This window comes from Microbulbifer pacificus (assembly GCF_002959965.1).
Lineage (GTDB): Bacteria > Pseudomonadota > Gammaproteobacteria > Pseudomonadales > Cellvibrionaceae > Microbulbifer > Microbulbifer pacificus_A.
Window position 1 is genome coordinate 1,538,458 of the sequence record NZ_PREV01000027.1, and the last position, 17,885, is coordinate 1,556,342.

At 56.5% G+C, this 17,885-nt stretch carries 15 protein-coding genes; 3 read left to right on the top strand and 12 right to left on the bottom strand.

The features are described 5' to 3' along the window. Positions 1-48 precede the first annotated feature (48 nt). The 3 genes from groL to C3938_RS17345 all read right to left on the bottom strand — a co-directional run bounded on the left by groL (position 49) and on the right by C3938_RS17345 (position 2,743). The gene (gene groL / locus C3938_RS17335; RefSeq protein ID WP_105104447.1) at positions 49-1,689 is read right to left on the bottom strand and encodes a chaperonin GroEL; all 1,641 of its coding nucleotides are present in this window, start codon (positions 1,687-1,689) and stop codon (positions 49-51) included. Between the two features lie 47 nt (positions 1,690-1,736). After that, positions 1,737-2,030, bottom strand: coding sequence for a co-chaperone GroES (locus C3938_RS17340; protein WP_105104448.1), 294 nt, complete (start codon positions 2,028-2,030; stop codon positions 1,737-1,739). A 215-nt stretch (positions 2,031-2,245) separates the two neighbouring features. Next, on the bottom strand, positions 2,246-2,743 hold the full coding sequence (locus C3938_RS17345; RefSeq protein WP_105104597.1) for an FxsA family protein: 498 nt from the start codon (positions 2,741-2,743) through the stop codon (positions 2,246-2,248). A gap of 254 nt (positions 2,744-2,997) precedes the next feature. On the opposite strand from C3938_RS17345, the gene cfa reads away from it, so the two are divergent. Then, positions 2,998-4,164, top strand: coding sequence for a cyclopropane fatty acyl phospholipid synthase (gene cfa / locus C3938_RS17350; RefSeq protein ID WP_105104449.1), 1,167 nt, complete (start codon positions 2,998-3,000; stop codon positions 4,162-4,164). A gap of 33 nt (positions 4,165-4,197) precedes the next feature. Here the strand turns inward: cfa and C3938_RS17355 are convergent, their stop codons facing one another. Both C3938_RS17355 and C3938_RS17360 read right to left on the bottom strand, forming a co-directional pair. Further along, on the bottom strand, positions 4,198-4,959 hold the full coding sequence (locus C3938_RS17355) for an SDR family oxidoreductase (RefSeq protein WP_105104450.1): 762 nt from the start codon (positions 4,957-4,959) through the stop codon (positions 4,198-4,200). A 52-nt stretch (positions 4,960-5,011) separates the two neighbouring features. After that, the gene (locus tag C3938_RS17360; RefSeq protein WP_105104451.1) at positions 5,012-6,007 is read right to left on the bottom strand and encodes a DUF481 domain-containing protein; all 996 of its coding nucleotides are present in this window, start codon (positions 6,005-6,007) and stop codon (positions 5,012-5,014) included. A gap of 110 nt (positions 6,008-6,117) precedes the next feature. Here C3938_RS17360 and C3938_RS17365 point away from each other — a divergent pair, with 110 nt between their 5' ends. After that, on the top strand, positions 6,118-6,501 hold the full coding sequence (locus C3938_RS17365; protein WP_325027407.1) for an MGMT family protein: 384 nt from the start codon (positions 6,118-6,120) through the stop codon (positions 6,499-6,501). 24 nt (positions 6,502-6,525) lie between these two features. Here the strand turns inward: C3938_RS17365 and C3938_RS17370 are convergent, their stop codons facing one another. From C3938_RS17370 to C3938_RS17400, 7 genes are all read right to left on the bottom strand, one after another. Beyond that, the gene (locus C3938_RS17370; protein WP_105104452.1) at positions 6,526-7,896 is read right to left on the bottom strand and encodes an AmpG family muropeptide MFS transporter; all 1,371 of its coding nucleotides are present in this window, start codon (positions 7,894-7,896) and stop codon (positions 6,526-6,528) included. A gap of 69 nt (positions 7,897-7,965) precedes the next feature. Continuing rightward, positions 7,966-8,616, bottom strand: a complete 651-nt coding sequence (locus C3938_RS17375) for a YbhB/YbcL family Raf kinase inhibitor-like protein (RefSeq protein WP_233998970.1) — start codon at positions 8,614-8,616, stop codon at positions 7,966-7,968. Between the two features lie 36 nt (positions 8,617-8,652). Continuing rightward, entirely contained in the window at positions 8,653-9,633 is a 981-nt protein-coding gene (locus tag C3938_RS17380; RefSeq protein ID WP_418903584.1) for a threonine ammonia-lyase, read from the bottom strand. A gap of 67 nt (positions 9,634-9,700) precedes the next feature. Next, a complete protein-coding gene (ampE, locus tag C3938_RS17385; RefSeq protein ID WP_105104453.1) occupies positions 9,701-10,606 on the bottom strand; it encodes a regulatory signaling modulator protein AmpE in 906 nt (301 codons plus the stop codon). 91 nt (positions 10,607-10,697) lie between these two features. Next, positions 10,698-11,261: a 1,6-anhydro-N-acetylmuramyl-L-alanine amidase AmpD gene (gene ampD, locus C3938_RS17390; RefSeq protein ID WP_105104601.1), complete on the bottom strand. Its 564-nt coding sequence runs from the start codon at positions 11,259-11,261 to the stop codon at positions 10,698-10,700. 187 nt (positions 11,262-11,448) lie between these two features. Beyond that, positions 11,449-13,893, bottom strand: a complete 2,445-nt coding sequence (locus C3938_RS17395; RefSeq protein ID WP_105104454.1) for a DUF1631 domain-containing protein — start codon at positions 13,891-13,893, stop codon at positions 11,449-11,451. Between the two features lie 444 nt (positions 13,894-14,337). Then, a complete protein-coding gene (locus C3938_RS17400) occupies positions 14,338-16,596 on the bottom strand; it encodes a DUF1631 domain-containing protein (RefSeq protein ID WP_105104455.1) in 2,259 nt (752 codons plus the stop codon). A gap of 379 nt (positions 16,597-16,975) precedes the next feature. Between C3938_RS17400 and nadC the strand changes: the two genes are divergently transcribed. Beyond that, positions 16,976-17,833 (top strand): carboxylating nicotinate-nucleotide diphosphorylase, encoded by an 858-nt coding sequence (nadC, locus tag C3938_RS17405; RefSeq protein WP_105104456.1) that lies wholly within the window; start codon positions 16,976-16,978, stop codon positions 17,831-17,833. Positions 17,834-17,885: the final 52 nt, after the last annotated feature.

A 17,885-nucleotide genomic window follows, 5' to 3' on the forward strand; every position in this document is an offset into this window, starting at 1 on the left:
AAAACCCCGCAATGCGGGGTTTTTTTATGGGTTTGGCTGGAAGCCGGCTTACATCATGCCGCCCATACCACCCATTCCACCCATGCCGCCCATATCAGGCATTGCGGGCTTGTCTTCCGGGATGTCTGCAACCATGGCTTCGGTGGTGATCATCAGGCCGGCGATGGATGCGGCAGCCTGCAATGCGGAGCGGGTTACTTTGGCCGGGTCCAGGATACCCATTTCCAGCATATCGCCGTAAACACCGGTAGCGGCGTTGTAACCGAAGTTACCTTCACCCTGCTTCACTTTGTCTACAACAACGGAAGCTTCTTCACCGGCGTTGGCAACGATCTGACGCAGCGGCATTTCCATCGCGCGCAGAGCGGCGGCAATACCGTGGTTCTGATCTTCGTTGTCACCAACAACCTTGATCGCCTGGGTTGCGCGAACCAGCGCGGTACCACCGCCAGGTACTACACCCTCTTCCACCGCTGCACGGGTTGCGTGCAGGGCGTCTTCAACACGAGCCTTCTTCTCTTTCATTTCGACTTCGGTGGCAGCGCCAACCTTGATCACGGCAACACCGCCAGCCAGTTTGGCTACGCGCTCTTGCAGTTTTTCTTTGTCGTAGTCGGAAGAGGACTCTTCGATCTGGGCACGGATCTGCTTAACGCGTGCTTCGATGTCAGAGACATTGCCGGCACCGTCAACGATCACGGTGTTTTCCTTGGACAGGGTTACGCGCTTGGCGGTACCCAGGTGCTCCAGGGTAGCGCTTTCCAGCTCCAGACCAACTTCTTCGGAGATCACGGTACCGCCGGTCAGGATAGCGATATCCTGCAGCATGGCCTTGCGACGATCGCCGAAGCCCGGTGCTTTGGCGGCAGCCACTTTCACGATACCGCGCATGCTGTTCACAACCAGGGTGGCCAGCGCTTCACCTTCCACGTCTTCCGCGATGATCAGCAGCGGTTTGGACGCCTTGGCTACCTGCTCCAGCAGTGGCAGCAGATCGCGGATGTTGGAGATTTTCTTGTCTACCAGCAGGATGAACGGATTATCCAGCTCGGCAGTCATGTTTTCCTGATTGGTGATGAAGTACGGGGACAGGTAGCCGCGGTCGAACTGCATACCTTCAACCACGTCCAGCTCGTTCTCGAGACCGGAACCTTCCTCAACGGTGATTACGCCTTCTTTACCCACTTTCTCCATCGCTTCCGCGATGATAGTGCCCACATGCTCGTCGCTGTTGGCGGAGATGGTGCCTACCTGGGCGATGGATTTGCTGTCTTCACAGGGAGTCGCCAGGCTGGCGATATGCTCGACCGCTGCTGCAACGGCTTTGTCGATACCGCGCTTCAGATCCATCGGGTTGAAGCCTGCGGCTACGGACTTGAGACCTTCGGTCACGATGGCCTGGGCCAGTACGGTGGCGGTAGTGGTGCCGTCACCAGCGGTGTCGGAAGCCTTGGAGGCCACTTCTTTCACCATCTGTGCGCCCATGTTCTCGAACTTGTCTTTCAGTTCGATTTCCTTGGCTACGGAAACACCGTCTTTGGTAACGGTCGGCGCGCCGAAGGATTTGTCGAGTACCACGTTGCGGCCTTTCGGGCCCAGAGTGGTTTTTACGGCGTTGGCCAGAATGTTTACGCCGTTCAGCATTTTCTGACGGGCGTCATCACCAAATTTTACGTCTTTAGCTGCCATGATTTTATTTCCTCAATTCTGTGTGCGATGGAGGTTCGGGGGGCTTATCACCCTTCCAGAACGCCGTAGATGTCGCTTTCGCTCATGATGATCAGCTCTTCGCCATCCACCTTGAGGGTGTTGCTGTCGGCATAACGGCCGAACACTACGGTGTCACCTACTTTTACGGACAGCGCGCGCACGTCGCCGTTGTCCAGCAGCTTGCCTTCGCCTACGGCAACCACTTCGCCCTGATTCGGCTTTTCTTTGGCAGCGCCCGGCAGAACGATACCACCGGCGGATTTGGCTTCTTCTTCCTTACGGCGTACTACGACGCGGTCGTGTAAAGGACGAATTTTCATGGATTGGCTCTCCATTGAGTTATTTGGGGTTGCAATACCAAGTGACCCACGCTCTCTCTGACCGTGGGGCCAGCCCCGCTGCGAAGACTGCAACGGAGCAAAAACTTGAGGTGCAGCCTATCTAAGGGCGGGCAGAGGGATTTCAACAGCGGCAGGAAAAAAACTGGGAAAAAATGTGGTGCCAGCAGCGTGCAAGGTCAAAAAACAGGCAGAGCTCAGAGATGGGGATTATCTTCCGCAGACTTGTTGTGAGGTTGACTACGCGACTTTTTATCCTCACCTTCTCGCTGATAGTCTCCCTCAATGATTCGGCCGCCATCGGGTTCCTGGCCGTCCGCGCCGGGCGTATAACCCGGCTGAACAATCACCATGCGGCTCAGGAACTTGCCGAGCACCAGTTGGCGCAAGCCGGGTATCAGGCAGATGAAGCCCAAGGTGTCAGTGATGAATCCCGGAGTAAGCAGCAGAGCACCGCCGACCGCGAGGAAAACCCCCTCCGCCATCTCCCGGGCCGGAACCTCCCCCACGCGCATTTTTTCCTGGGCACGCATCAGGGTGGAAATACCCTGGTGCCGCAGCAACGCCACCCCCACCATTGCCGTGAGCAGCACCAGGCCAATGGTGGGCAGTGCGCCGATTTTTTCGCCGACCGAGATCAGCAGCCACATCTCGAGAATCGGCAGGACAATAAAAAGAATCAGGAATGGACGCATGGTTTTGGACTCCACGGCGGAACAGTTCCGCGAGATACGGGCCGGTGTATAGTTTGCAAGCCAACAGAATCTGGCATATCTAATATGCTTAACAGGAATCAGCGCAGAAATCCCAAATGGGAGCGCGCAGCTTATCGGGTTCGCAGTGTAGCCACTCCCCTATGTGACGCGCAAATACGCGCTACTGAGCCCTTTTCCATGGCAACACGAATCTGCAGACGACAGATCCGTACGGCGAAGGAATACCAGGCAAAATGGAAAGCGACACCGTTACCAACGATCCGAGCAACAATACTGGGAAGACCAATACAGCAACCACCGCTCCCCACCTGCTGGTAGAGCTGTTGCGAACCGCCGATATCCAAATCAATGGCGACCGACCATGGGACATGCAACTGCACCGCGCCCAGGCACTGGATGAAATAGTCGCCCGCCACAGCCTTGGCCTGGGTGAAAGCTATATGCGCGGTGACTGGAGCTGTATGGCTCTGGACCAGTTTTTCTACCGGCTGTTGCGCGCCAATCTGCAGAACCAGATAAAGCCATTTCGCGACCTTTGGCGAATCACTCGCAGCTTCGTGGTCAACCTGCAGAGTCCACGCCGGGCATTCCAGGTCGGCGAACACCACTATGATCTCGGCAACGATTTTTACCGCGCCATGCTGGACCGGCGGATGACCTACAGCTGTGGTTACTGGAAGGACGCCGATAATCTGGAACAGGCACAGGCAGCCAAACTCGATCTGATCTGCCGCAAGCTCGAACTGCAGCCAGGCATGCGCCTACTGGACATCGGTTGCGGTTGGGGAAGCCTCGTTGGCTACGCGGCGGAGCACTACGGTGTTGAGTGTGTCGGGGTTACTGTCTCCCGCGAGCAGAAACAGTTTGTAGACGAGCACTACGCCGCCCGCCCCATTCAGGTTGAGCTGATGGACTATCGCAAGCTCACAGGTAAATTCGACCGCATCGCCAGCGTCGGGATGTTCGAACATGTGGGACGACGCAACCACCGCACATTCATGCAAGTGGCAAAGCGCTGCCTCAAACCGAATGGTCTGCTACTGTTGCACACCATTGGCAAAAATCGACGCCATTCCACCACCGATCCCTGGATTGAAAAATACATTTTTCCCAACGGAGATCTACCCTCGAATAGCCAGATCTGCAATGCCGCGGAAAAGCAATTATTGATAGAGGACCTGCACAACTTCGGTTCTGACTACGATCGGACGCTGATGGCCTGGCACGAAAATTTTGAAAAATCCTGGGAAGACTTTGCCGACCATTTCGGGCAGGAATTTTACCGCATGTGGCGCTACTACTTGCTTTCTTGCGCCGGAGCCTTTCGCGCCCGCCACATCCAGTTATGGCAGTGGGTACTTTCTGACTTTCGCGACGGGGGCGTCACCAGAGTGAGTTGAAGCCCGCCTGTCGCGGACTCCAACTCCCGGGTGTTACATTCTCGCGCCGCCGTCCACCTCGATAACACGACCGCTGACATAATCGTTGTCGATAATAAAGGCCAGGGTGCTTGCGATTTCCGCTGGTTCACCGATGCGGCGCAATGGGACCTGTTTCACCAGGCTGTCGAGAATTTCCGGACGCATCTGAGCCACCATATCGGTGCCGATAAATCCGGGGGCAATGGCAGCAACCCGAATGCCGTAGCGGGCGAGCTCGCGAGCCCAGGTCACGGTCATGGTGGCAACACCCGCCTTGGACGCGGAGTAATTGGTCTGCCCCATATTACCAGCACGCGAAACACTGGAAATATTGACGATCACGCCACCTTTACCCCGCTCGGCCATACTCGCAGCGGCTGCACGAGTACAGAGAAAAACTCCCGTCAGATTTACATCGATCACCGACTGCCACTGCGCCAGAGACATTCTCTCCGCAACCTTGCCATCCTTGACCTTGAGCAACATGCCATCGCGCATAATGCCGGCGTTGTTTACCAGCACATCAAGACCATCAAAATCCTGAACAATCGCGGCAAAAGTGCTATCTACAGCCTCCTCACTGGCCACGTTCACAACGTAACTGCGCGCCTCGGCTCCCAATGCCGTACAGGCAGCGACACTTTCATCTAGACCTGTCTGGTTAACATCCAACAACGCCAGTCGCGCGCCTCGCTCCGCGAGATAAACAGCCATAGAGCGACCGAGGCCCTGACCAGCACCGGTAATGGCGACAACACTTTCTGAAACCTGCATAGGTACCTCTGAATTTAATATTCGGTGGATAACCGGCTTCCCCTTTGATGGGCTACCAGGAATACCCAACACCAACGGTCATTTTTGTGTCTTCTTTCGCACTGTCCAGCGACGGGGTGTTGTCGTACTGCCAGGCGTATTTCAGTTCCATCAGAATGCCCTTAACCAGCGGAGTGCGCACGCCGATTTCCGCATTACTCTGGTAATCCTCGCTCCGATCCAGCGACTGCAGTAGTTCCTGGTTGTAATAAACTTCAGGTCCCAGCTCGAATTTGTAGCGAAAATCCCAGGCAGTACGACCCGCCGCATAACGCTTATCGGCCGTTCCGCTCAGCGAGGAATCGATGAAGTCGTCTCTCACACTGCTCATACCGCCCTGAATGGAAAACGCAGACTTGTCCGTATCAAAAAACAGGTAACCAAGACCGAGACCGACCGTGGTGCTGAGATCCAGGTTGCGCGCCTCTTCATGTAGAAACGCACTGTTGCCTGCGGCAAACCACTTCTCCGAGAAAATCCAACGCAGGTCGTAATTGAGACGGTACTTCTCCAGATTCTCGACTTCGGTGCTGTTCTGATTTTGGTACTGGGTACCAAGCAGGTGGTGGAAGTCGCCATTACGGATATCGAAGTTGGCATTGATATCCCAGTCCTCGCGCTCGCGGTTACCGTCCTCGAACACACCGGATGCCGCCACGTTTCCGCGGAAAATGATCGGATCACCTACGAAATTGATATACGGCTCGGCGTGGTCGATCGCGGGAAAGTCCATCACCCAACCATCACCCTCGTCGCAATACAGCTCCCACTGTTCACGACGGTGACCCGCCAGCGCGCAGGGTTCATCGCGACCGGCGATCTTGAGATCCTTGTCGGTCTCCAGTGACAGGATTTTTTCCTTTTCCACGGTGATGTCGCCGAAGGTCTCCGATTTCCACACCACATGGTCACGCTCAACCACTACGAGTTCGCCATAAATCCGGTCTCCATTGGCCAGGCTCAGCACGCCGGCGCTGACACTGGGGGCGGCGACCAGCGACAGGGTCATGGCTGTCCCGGTACAAAATGGGCGGGAAATCGAGGAAAAAAAGTGTAAAGTTCTGGAAACAGCAGAATGCACGAAACAACCTTTAGATAGCCTGGAGTTATTAGCTGAAAGTGCGCAATAAATCTGGAAATGAAAATAGTAAAACTTCAGGAACCAGCGAAACGCGGAAAATCAAAAATGAGCCCAATGATGCCACAACTCGCATCTGCCTTGCACTTGCGCAAGTCCCATTTGGACGGGTAGTCACTTATGGCAGTCTGGCACAACTGGCTGGATTGCCGAGAGCAGCACGTCTTGTCGGGCAAACGCTGCGCAAACTACCAAAAGACACACGGCTGCCTTGGCATCGGGTACTGAATGCTCTAGGTAAAATATCGCTGCCGGAGCCCGGTGCGCAGAGGCAGAAAAAACGGCTGGAAGCTGAGGGTATTACCTTGATCAATGGCAAGGTGGATTTGGGGCTTTATCTGTGGCCCAAACCCGGGGAACTCTAGTCAAGACCAGTCTTCCGGTCACCATCAACTCTGTACTCTCTCCCCCTTTTCAGAAACACCGGCCGCTTCCTCATCCCTGTTGCGGTACCAAATATAAATTGCGAGCAATACTGCAGGGATTCCGAGGATCGCCACCAGAATAAAGAAAAACGGATACCCTTCGGCATCGACAACAATTCCAGAAAAACCACTGATGAATTTGCCGGGCAGAGTCATCAAAGAACTGAACAGAGCATACTGCGTTGCCGTATAGGACTGATTGACCAGGCTTGAAAGGAACGCAATAAATACAGAGTTGGAAATTCCAGCACTGATATTGTCCGCGCTGATTGCAATGGCCAGCCAGGTTTTATCCGCACCTAACGTGGCCAGATGCGCAAACAGCAGATTGGTTGAAGCGACCATCACCGCACCGAGAATCAGTGGGCGCAGTATACCGAACCGCACCACCATCGCGCCCCCGAGAAACGCACCGATCATGGTACAGACGAAACCGAACAGCTTGCCGATCTGAGCGATGTCATCTTTGCTGAAACCCAGGTCGAGATAAAACGGATTGGCCATGACCCCCATGGCAATGTCACTCACCCGATAGATACCGATAAACAGCAGAAGTACGATAGCAAATCGCCCGTTTCGCTCGAAAAACTCGATAAATGGGCAAGCAACGGAACGTACGAACCACTCGCTGATCCTGCTGTGCCTGCCACTGCCTAGCACTCTGTCTACCCACTCGTGCTGGAACTCGTTCCCTTGGGCACGCGCCTTTTGATGGTCAGGCTCAGAGACCAGCAGCGTGGTAATGATCCCCACCACCATCAGTGCCGCCATCGACATATAGCTGATACTCCAGCTGGTATATTCGGCGATAAACAGTGCGCCCGCGCCGGCGATCAGCAACGCGACCCGATAACCAAATACGTACATTGCCGCCATGGCGCCCTGATACTGCGTATCTACCGCCTCGATTCGGTATGCATCGATCACCACATCCTGCGACGCCGAGCAGAAGGCCACCAGTACGCCAAAACCGAAAATCGCCGGCAGCCCTAATTGTGGATTGATTCGGCTCATGGCGAACAACCCGGCAGCAACGCCGATCTGTGATACCAGCATCCAACTGCGCCGTTTGCCCATAAGGTTGGTCAGGAACGGGATACGCAGCGAGTCGATAATCGGCGCCCATACGAACTTGATGGAAAACGTGATGCCAATCCAGGCCGCAAAGCCAATGGTTGTGCGGCTGACGCCGTAATCTCTCAGCCACGCCGTAAGAGTGGAAAATACCAGCAGGAGCGGAAGGCCGGCGGATATACCCAGGAAAAACATGGCCAGGACTTTTGGCCGTGAGTACACCTTGAGTGCTTCTCCCCAGGTCATTTTATTTTGCTGCATGGGCGAGCTCTGCGTCCTTCTTGTTTATGGCATACAGCCAGAGCCGATTCGGCGGCTATCGGACTCGGTTCAACGACCGTAAATAACATCCAACTGAGCTTCCGCCAACGTATTGGCTTCGATCTGTTCTAGCACTTTCGCCGCAGGACTGCTTTCATCCAGCGGCAGCATGTCTACCTTGAGCGCGAATATCCTGAATTGATACTGTTGATCGTCGCGCCCTTCCGGGGGACATGCGCCCGTATATCCGTGGCCGCGGTAATCGGTACGGCTCTGGATCGCTTCAGGTATCAACCCGGACTTCGGATCTCCCGCGCCCTCCGGCAACGAAGTCAAATCCGAGGGAATATTAAACAAGACCCAGTGCCAGCGGCTATTTCCGGAAAGCACATCCGGCTCGATCATTGTCAGTGCAAAACTGCGCGTCCCCTCAGGAGCACCCCGCCAGTGCAGCTCTGGAGAGACATTCTCACCACTGCACGCAGAACCCTTATACAACCGCGCTGGCGATATCCTGTCGCCTTCGCCGACGCTACCGGATGCGAGAGTAAATACTTCCGCATTTGCCAGCCCGGCTGGCAGCGCCATCAGAGACAGCAACCACAGCCATATCAAGCGACGGGACGAAACTGCCAACAGTGTAGCAGCAGACTTCTTCAACCATAGGGTGTAGGAAGGCCATGTCTGCGAGACAATTGAAAACACGTTAGGGTATTGCATACGACGCTCCGAGCAACTACTGACTGGCCGCCCGTGTCACCGTTCGGCCAGTAAACCCGCGACCACGGCAAAGTCCATATTGCCCCCGCTCAGCACAACCACCACACGCTTGTTGCGAAAGCGCGAGCCATGCTCCATTACCGCAGCGAGTCCTACGGCAGCCGAGGGCTCCACCATCTGTTTGGTTCGGCCCCAGAGCAGCTGCAGTGCCAAAAGGATTCCCTCCTCCGACACCGTGACGATATCGCTCACCCGCTCACGAATTACAGCGAAGTTGCGCAGCCCCAGGGTAGTGCGCAAGCCATCGGCGATGGTATCTGGCACCTGGTCCGTTACCCGCACACCGCTGCGGAACGACCGCTGAGCATCGTCCGCACCCGCAGGTTCGGCACCGAGTACCGTTACCTCAGGCGCCAACGCGCACATGGCCAGGCCAATACCCGCCAACAACCCTCCGCCCCCCACCGGCGCAACCACAAGGTCTGGGCTGAATCCCCGCTCACGGCACTGACCGACGATCTCCTGCGCCACCGTACCCTGCCCGGCGATGATGCGCGCGTCGTCAAACGGGGGCACCACATGGGCGCCGGTCTGATCCACGAGCTCGGCCAGGGTAGCTTCCCGCGCCGCCAGTGTGGGCGCGCAATACCGGATTTCTGCCCCGTAGGCGGCCACCGCAGTTTTCTTGGCAAGAGGCGCATTATCCGGCATCACCACGGTGCAGCGGAGCCCCCGTTCTGCCGCGGCCCACGCCAACGCCGCACCATGGTTTCCAGAGGAATGAGTGGCCACCATGTCAGTTCCCGGCGGTAGTTGCAGCACCGCGTTGGCTGCGCCCCGAGCCTTGAAGGCCCCCACCTTTTGCAGGTGTTCACATTTGAAATAGATCTCAGCCCCCAGCCACTCATTCAGGCCTGATGATGTCATCAGCGGTGTGCGGTGAATCCTGCCATGAAGGCGCTCGGCGGCGGCAAATACATCCGCAGCCGTAGGTAAATCCGGAATCTGAATGTTCAAGTCGGTCACGTATTCCTCAGTGATCGGTTTTCAGGGAAATCAGAAAAACATTGTTGGTCTTGTGAGCTTAGCTTCCAAACAATACATACAACGCCATGACCGTCAGCCACATCAGTAGCGCGCGGGACAGCACCCCCTGCATGGCTTCCAGCTCCGCGCCACACAGGCGCTGCCCCTCGCTCACCATTGCGCCGGCGCTACATTCACTGCTGTCGATTCCACCGAGCGCCCCCTCGAGATTGTTCGCCATGATGTCTTCCGTGCGGCTTTCCCGACAGGTGAGATGCTCCCGCCAGACCCGGTAACATCCGGCAAAATTACCAACGATTGCCAAGGTAAAGCCTACCGCCCGCACGGGCAGCCACTCGACCAGCCACAGCCAGCGTGCGGCGAGATCACGATCCGCCGCCTCCATGTGCTCACCCTGTGTCGGGGTTTTGGCGGCGAGTTGACTCAGACGATAAAGTACCGCTCCCGGCACCCCCAACAGCAGGAACCAGAACAGAACCGCGAACAGTCGCTCAAACGCTCGATACGCGGCCGCGCGAAACACCAATTGGTGTATTGCCTGCGGGTCGGTCAATGCGGAGGCTGCCGCACGGTCTTCAGTGTCCAGTAATGGTTCAGCAGCGGCGATGGCGGCCTTCATGTCGCCCTGATACCAGGCGCGCAGGTATCCCGACATTGCCTCATTGAAGTTACCGCGACCAAAGCTGTACAGCAGCGCCGGTACACTTACCAGTAAAACACCGAAACCACCGGCTGCCGATTCTGCCAGTGCCAGCAACAGGGCTACCAACAGCACAGGTGCGAGTACCTGCAAACCAAATCCAATACCCGGCCTGCCACGTATCAGGGCACGTCGGTATATAAACTGCCGCCAGTCCGAAAACCAGCCATCCCGGTGCAGTGGTCCGCCGGAGCCCCATATCTGCACCAGCCCCAATGCCAACAGCACGATCAAAAGCGCCATTGCTCCCCCCAAATTCAATCACTAATTTATCGTTGTGGCCGACTCATGGGCCGTGTCGTTATGTACGCCATATCCGCAGTTCAAGGTCATGTCACTGACCACTCAACTGATCCAGCTTCTCAAAATAGAGTACCCAGTCGAATCCCGGGCCGGGGTCCAGCTTCCGCCCCGGTGCGATATCCGAGTGCCCGGTAATACGCGACTTATCGATCATCGGATAGGCCTGCATGATGGCTAGTGTCACCTCCGCCAGGGACTCGTACTGGGCCAGGGTGAAGATGTCTGTATCAAGCCCCTCGAGCTCAATGCCAATGGAGAAATCATTGCAGTTTTCCCGCCCGCAAAATGCCGATTGCCCCGCATGCCAGGCACGCGCGGAGAGCGGGACATACTGGGTAACCCGTCCATTTCGATCGATAAGAAAATGGGCCGATACCTGCAGATTGGCAATTTCGGAGAAGTAGGGGTGCGCGTCGATATCCAGGTGGCCGAGAAAGAACTCGTCAATGTAAGCCCCACCATACTGCCCCGGCGGCAAACTGATGCTGTGGATGACCAGCAAATCCACGTCTGTATCACCCGGACGGCTGTTGCAATGCGGGCTCGGCACGCGACGCGCACCGGATAGCCAGCCTGACTGGACCTCATATTTCACAAACACGCCCCCGTGGCAATTGAGCAGAGGACATTTTATGGAAGCAATGATCCAACTGCCAATAGCGATACGTCATCCGAGAACATCAAGCATGGACCATGTATCGATGAACGGAGGGAAAAGAAAAGGCCGGAGTGACTCCGGCCTTTTCTCTCTATATCACATCTATTGGGACAGTATCGTCCTATCAGACACTGATCGGTAGTTTGCTTTCACCGCAGTTGCCCACCACATACTGTAACGCGCGCTCGAACAGAGGCCCCTGCTCGAGCGGCAGCAGTTCCTCGTTGCGCAACGCATGCGCGAGCTCCAGGCGAGAGTACACACCGACCTTGATCCCCTGCCGATTGACGAACATAAACTGGTCCAGATCACTGATGATGGCGGCCAAACGGCAGCGTGCCGGTAATTTTTCCTCCTGTCGCAACAGGAACCAACTGTCTTTTAGATGATATGTAAGCAACCAATGATCATCATTCTGCGGCAACGCTTTGAGGTCGGAGGGAGTAGCGATCGCCGCCTCGGTTACCACCTTTTGCAGCTCGTCCACTTCAGGCAAGGCCTGATGCGTCGATGGAAGTTCCCGTATATCGTCCAGTACCTCACTTTCAGACTCCTCAGGGATCGACAAAACGCTGTCCGCTTCCCGCCGTAGCTCCTGCACCAGGCGTTCGCGAATACGGCGCTCGCGTTCGGATTCCACACGCTCACCAAGCTTCTGCCGCTCGCGGTAAAACGCATCGAGACCGCCCAGCAAACGCAACTGCTCCCCACCACTCAGAGAGAGGGATTGTGCCCCCTCTTCCAGCCGCTTCTTCAAATCCGGCAGCAATTGACGCATTTTGATACTGCTTTCCGGCATGGGAGCCACGACGCTCCAAATCAGGTCACGGGCGGTCAGCACATGCTGACGCCAAGAACCGCTGTCAGTCCCCTCTTTCAGGCAGGTACGGAACAGCACACTGCTCCACACGCGATTCAACCATTCGTGTACAACGTTCGGCAGTTTGCGCTCTGCGGTGAGCGCATCAAACACCGCGGCTACTCGCGCCTTGGCCGCCTCCACTCTGGCGGTACCTTGAGCTTCGTCAATGGTACGCCGTTCCATAACCGCTGCGCGTTTGCGCTCACGCTGAGAAAATTCCCGGAAGGACTCCAGCAGACGCTGGAATACCTGTTCGTCCTGGTCATACTCCTTCAGCACATCGTCGACAATCGCACAAATTTCACGATACAAAGGGTCGTTCAGATAGTTCTCGCCCGGCTGCCAGCCAATCGCTGTATCAGCGAGCTCATTCAAAAGGCGACGTGCCGGATGTCCGCTCTTACTGAAAAACGCTTTGTCAGCAACCGCCAGTTTGAGCATGGGCAACTGCAGCCGTATCAACTGAACTTTGATGGGCTCGGCAAGATTGCGGTCTTCAAGCATGAAAGAAAACAGCATGTCCACCAGGCGAATCACTTCGCTATCCAGCTCGTGCAGCGATGCGCTCTGCTTGCTGGCAACGAGTTGTTGCTGCAATAACTCGGAGACATTGACCAGTCGCCCCGTAGCGCCAGACTGCGGAGACATGGCCATCTGAAATCGCCCCAGATGCTGCAGCAGCGTCGGTGTCGCCATAGGCGCAACACCAGAGCCCGGGGGAATCAACCCCGGGGAAAAATGCCCTGCACTCCCAGCTCCCCCACCGTCATGTCCCACTCCAGGGACCGCACCAGTGGGCGCAACGCTGTCTACGCCACGCGGTTGCAGTACTACATCTCCTGCTTCCCGCGTCCCGACATTCGGCATTGCATCGGCATTCGGTATTGCATCGGAACGGTGCTCGGATCGACGCGGGGGGTGAACCTGTTGACGATTCCGGTGCAGTAAAGGGTCCTCTATCGCCGGTAGTACGCCCTGCTCGACTAGTAACTGGTTACAGGCGTCATACAATTCCGCCAGGCGATTGATCAGCTGCAACTCAAACTTTTTTAGCACCGTCATACGCGCACGCAGAGCCATTTCAACATCACCCAGCGTGCCGGCAAACGCCGCGCAGATAGCCGCTGGCCCCAGCGGCATATTGTCGTCGTAGATTTTGCTCGACAGCAGCGTGTCCAGACGTAGAGAAAGTGCAGCGATGGGTGCAGCGCAATCCCGTTTGACATTCGAAACCATGGTGCGAATGAGCACCTGCTGCTCCAGATCATCATTGTGGAGCAATGAGAGATTCGCGCGCGCAGGAGATACCTCGAAGGGGGAGGCCTCCTCAAGAATGTCACCGCGCGGCGTGTGGAAATACGCTGCCACCCCACCGCAAAAACCGTCCAGCAACTTGCCGTGCGCTACACGGATTGCGCGGATGGCATGGAACAGCCGATCCTGCTCATCTTGCTGATGCGCTTTTTCCGCCATGGCAAACAGTGAATCATCTACTTGGGCGAGTACTTCCTCCGCCCGGGCCCGCAACCACTGTGTGGCTTTCTGACTGACGAGATTCACATTTCTGGACAACTTCTGTGGTGCGGAACCTCGGGTGCTCGCGCGATCCTTTTTATGACCACCGCGTTCTCTCTTGCCCCCGCTCAAGACACCGCCGGTTATGACAAACAGTTCTTTATTATTTCTTTCCATATCATCCGTGCTCATTCCAGTTGCCCTCCTGGCAATGGTTTTGAGTGTACAGACCGCAGGAACCTATGTGACATCTCTCCATACCCTGCAGCAGATCAATGATTTATATCTGATTCGGACGAATCACACAGATATGACGACGGCTTTATCTTTCAGCTACCCGCGAACCGGTAAAAAATCAGCACACTCAGCATGTGTTACCGATGAGAGCCATCAATAGAAAACGGAATTTTCTCTCAATATCCAGCAATCCTAAACGACACACAAGACCCTAAAAGGGCCTTTTTTCGTCATTTTTCCGGTATAAAGTTGGATATTAACGACAAGTCAGGAGAGTCACAGCGAGGGAGGTACAACGAGGTCGACGAAATACACGTTTCGTCACGTAGTTAGGGTACAGAGCGAAAACGTGACAGTTTTATGACAAAAAAGGGGGCACAGAGCAGGAATAGATCCTGCTCAGTGCATTTCTCCACGGGACTTACGTACCGTCCCGATGACCGACTGCAGCGCACGCTCAAACAGCATACCGTCATCCAGCGGCATCAGTTGCGCGGCACGCAGCGCCTGGGCCAGTTCCCGGCGAGTGAACTCCGCCACTTTGGCACCATTGCGATTGACGAAAATAAACTGGTCAATATCCTTGATCACCGCCGCCAGACGGCAGCGGAACTGCTCTTCATCTCCGCGCTTCAGCTCAAACCAACTGCCCTGTGCCAGGCGGAACGTCTGCTGCCAATAGGAGTCATTTTCCGAGGGTTCCTCAACGTCCACGTGCTGCACTTGGCGTTCGACCGCGGCGACCACCTGCTCGAGTTCTTCCATCTGTGGCAGCTCGACGATGTTCTCCTCAGCATCCGCCACCGCGGAAACCTGAGAGGCGGCACGCACTTCTTCACGCACCTCATCCCGCAGCTGCTCCCTCACCTCATCACGCGCACGGCGGCTTCGCTCTTCGGCAATACGCTGGGCAAGCGCAAAGCGTTCACGATAAACCTCCTTGAGGCCGGCAAACATACGGCGCGCATCAAAAGAATTAAGTGAAACCGCTTCCACTCCGGCCTTCAGACGCTCCTGCAACGCCGGCAACAAGCCCAGTAACTGCTTGCGACTGTCGGGCATCGGTGCGTGGACGCTCCACACAAGATCCCTTGCCGTGCGCACATCGCGGCTCCAGCTCTCGCTGTCCGTTCCCTCTTTAATACAGCTCAGGAACAACATATTGGCCCAGACTTTTTCCAGCCATTCGGTCACCACCGGCGGCAGATCCCGCTCTGCCACCAGTGCGTCCATTACCGCCGCTACGCGCGCACGCGCAGCCTGAGTCTTGGCGCGACCATCGGCCTCATCGACGATACGCTGTTCCAGCTTCTGCGCGCGCTTGCGCTCACGCTCTATGAACTCCTGGAAGGATTCCAGCAGTACCGAGAAGATATTGATATCCTGATCAAACTCCGACAGCACCTGCGCGACGACATCACTGACCTTCCGGTACAGAGGGTCGGATTCATAGTTGTCTTTTGCCTGCCAGCCAGTACTGGCATCCGCCAGCGCATTGAGCAATTTTCGCGCAGGATGGCCGCCCTTGCTGAAGAATGACTTATCGGCGATGGCCACCTTGAGCAATGGCAGCTGCAGACGCCCCAACTGGGACTTGATCGGTTCGGCGAGGTTGCGGTCTTCGAGAATGAACGAAAACAGCATCTCCACCAGCTTGATGATATCGCTGTCTACTTTGGTCAGCGCCGCAGACTGGCGCACATCGACCAGGCGCTCCTGCAGCAGGCTGTTGATATTCAACAGCTGAATACCGCCATCATCGTAACTAACGGGCAGATGACTTTGCAGAGCTCCCAGGTGAGAGAGCAGATCCTGGGCCGCCATCGGTGCGACACCCGAGTTTACGGGCAGCAGGCCATACCCAGCAGCGGTGACATTGGCCCCCATCGACGTAGAGCCCGCCGCATCCTGCCCCGGCTGGGGGGCGTGGCCACGACCCGTCGGGCGCTGTTGATGACGAGCGGCCCGGCGTTGCTGCCTGAGCGAGGGCAATACCCCGAGCTCAACGAACAGTTCATTACACTGGTCGTAAATGGAACCCAGGTTCACCATGACGATCTGCTCAAACTTTTTCAGCAACGTCAGGCGTGCGCGAATGTGCAAATTCAACGGGCGAGAGGCCTCGACAAAGGCATCGCAGATTGCGTCAGGGCCAACAGGGTTATTTTTGTCGTAGATCTTGACGGACAACAGGGTATTGAGGCGCAGAGAAATTTCGGTGAGAGGTTCAGCGAAGTCCCGCTTGGCATTGGCAACCATGGTGTCCACTGCCACCAGCTGCTCAAGTTCATCGTTGTGCACTAACGACAGGTTGTCTGCGGAATAAATATCTTCGGATTTGTTATCGGAGGCCTCGCGCACCAGGAAAGCGCCCGCGACATTGTCCGCAAATTGCTCCACCACCTTGCGCCGCTCCACCCGCAGCAGTCGCAGCGCCTGGAACAGGCCGTCCTGCTCCTCCTGTCCGTGGGCTTTCTCCGCCATGGCAAATAGCGAGTCATCCACCTTGGCAAACACCTGCTTCGCCTGCTCCGCGAAGAGCGTTCGGGCCTTATCCCGCACGGCCATCACGGGGGCCGGGAGGCTGGCGCTTTTTTTACTTTCGCGCTGTTCCCGCTGCAAACCCTGCATGGATACCACGTTGTTGGAATCTTTCATTGCCACATAGCCTCGGCCGGTAGCCCTTCGGGCAAACCGGGTGATGCAACCGCAGGGGTTCTGGGAAACCATCTGCGAACCTGGTGTCTACTTGTCGCGCGCCACCCCATGAACGGAACAACAGCGCGTAGCGGCCTATCCTGACCGACTGTCGATTCTACGGACTCATCCGCTTATAGCACAACCATCTCATAATTGGCACGGGCGTTTTTGCGACGATAGTCACAGCCCGATCGCAGGAAACTTTCGGAAGCCGCTACTGGCGACGCCCAGCATTGAACACTAGACGCATCTTCAGGCCCACCTCGCGAATTTGCTAGTATTGCCAGCCACGACACCCGCCCCGCCGGGGCGAAGCTTTCTATAGACCGAGGTTTCCATGACTCCCGCCGACGCCGCCATTCCCCACCTGCTGCAGGATATTCAACGCACCGTGAGGCATGCACTGGCCGAAGATATTGGCGATGGTGACATCACCGCTCAACTGATCCCCGCGGATCGCCGGGCCCGTGCGCGGGTGATCACCCGTGAGGATTGCGTGTTCTGTGGGAAAGCCTGGGTGGAAGAGGTGTTTCAGCAACTGGATCCAGCCCTCCAACTGCACTGGCATGTGGAAGATGGAGACAGAGTTGCCGCCAACAGCACCCTGTTTGAATTAAGCGGCAATGCGCGCTCGATTCTCACAGGAGAGCGCTGTGCGCTCAACTTTGTACAGACGCTCTCCGGCACCGCCACCACCGCCGCCGAGTATGCGGCACTCGCCGCCGGAACCGAAATCCGAATCCTCGATACCCGTAAGACCATCCCGGGCTTGCGCACGGCGCAGAAATACGCCGTGCTCTGCGGCGGCTGTCACAATCACCGCATAGGCCTCTACGACGCATTCCTGATCAAGGAAAACCACATCGCCGCCGCCGGCGGGATCGACAAGGCCATTCAGCAGGCACACCGGATCAAACCCGGTGCGCTGGTGGAAGTGGAGGTGGAAAGCCTGGAGGAGCTTCAGCAAGCACTCGACGCCGGTGCCGATGTCATCATGCTCGACGAGTTTACCGATGCGATGACCGAGCAAGCCCTGCAACTCGCCCACGGCCGCGCAAAAATAGAAATTTCCGGGAGCGTCAATGCAGCACGTCTGCAGCAGCTGTCCGGGCTGGCGGTGGATTACATTTCGTCCGGCAGCCTGACCAAGCACCTGCGCGCCACCGACCTGTCCCTGCGCTTACTGTCTGAATAAACAGGCCCTAGAGGTGCTGCCGCCAATGGTCAGACTGGGCCGCAAGTGTTTC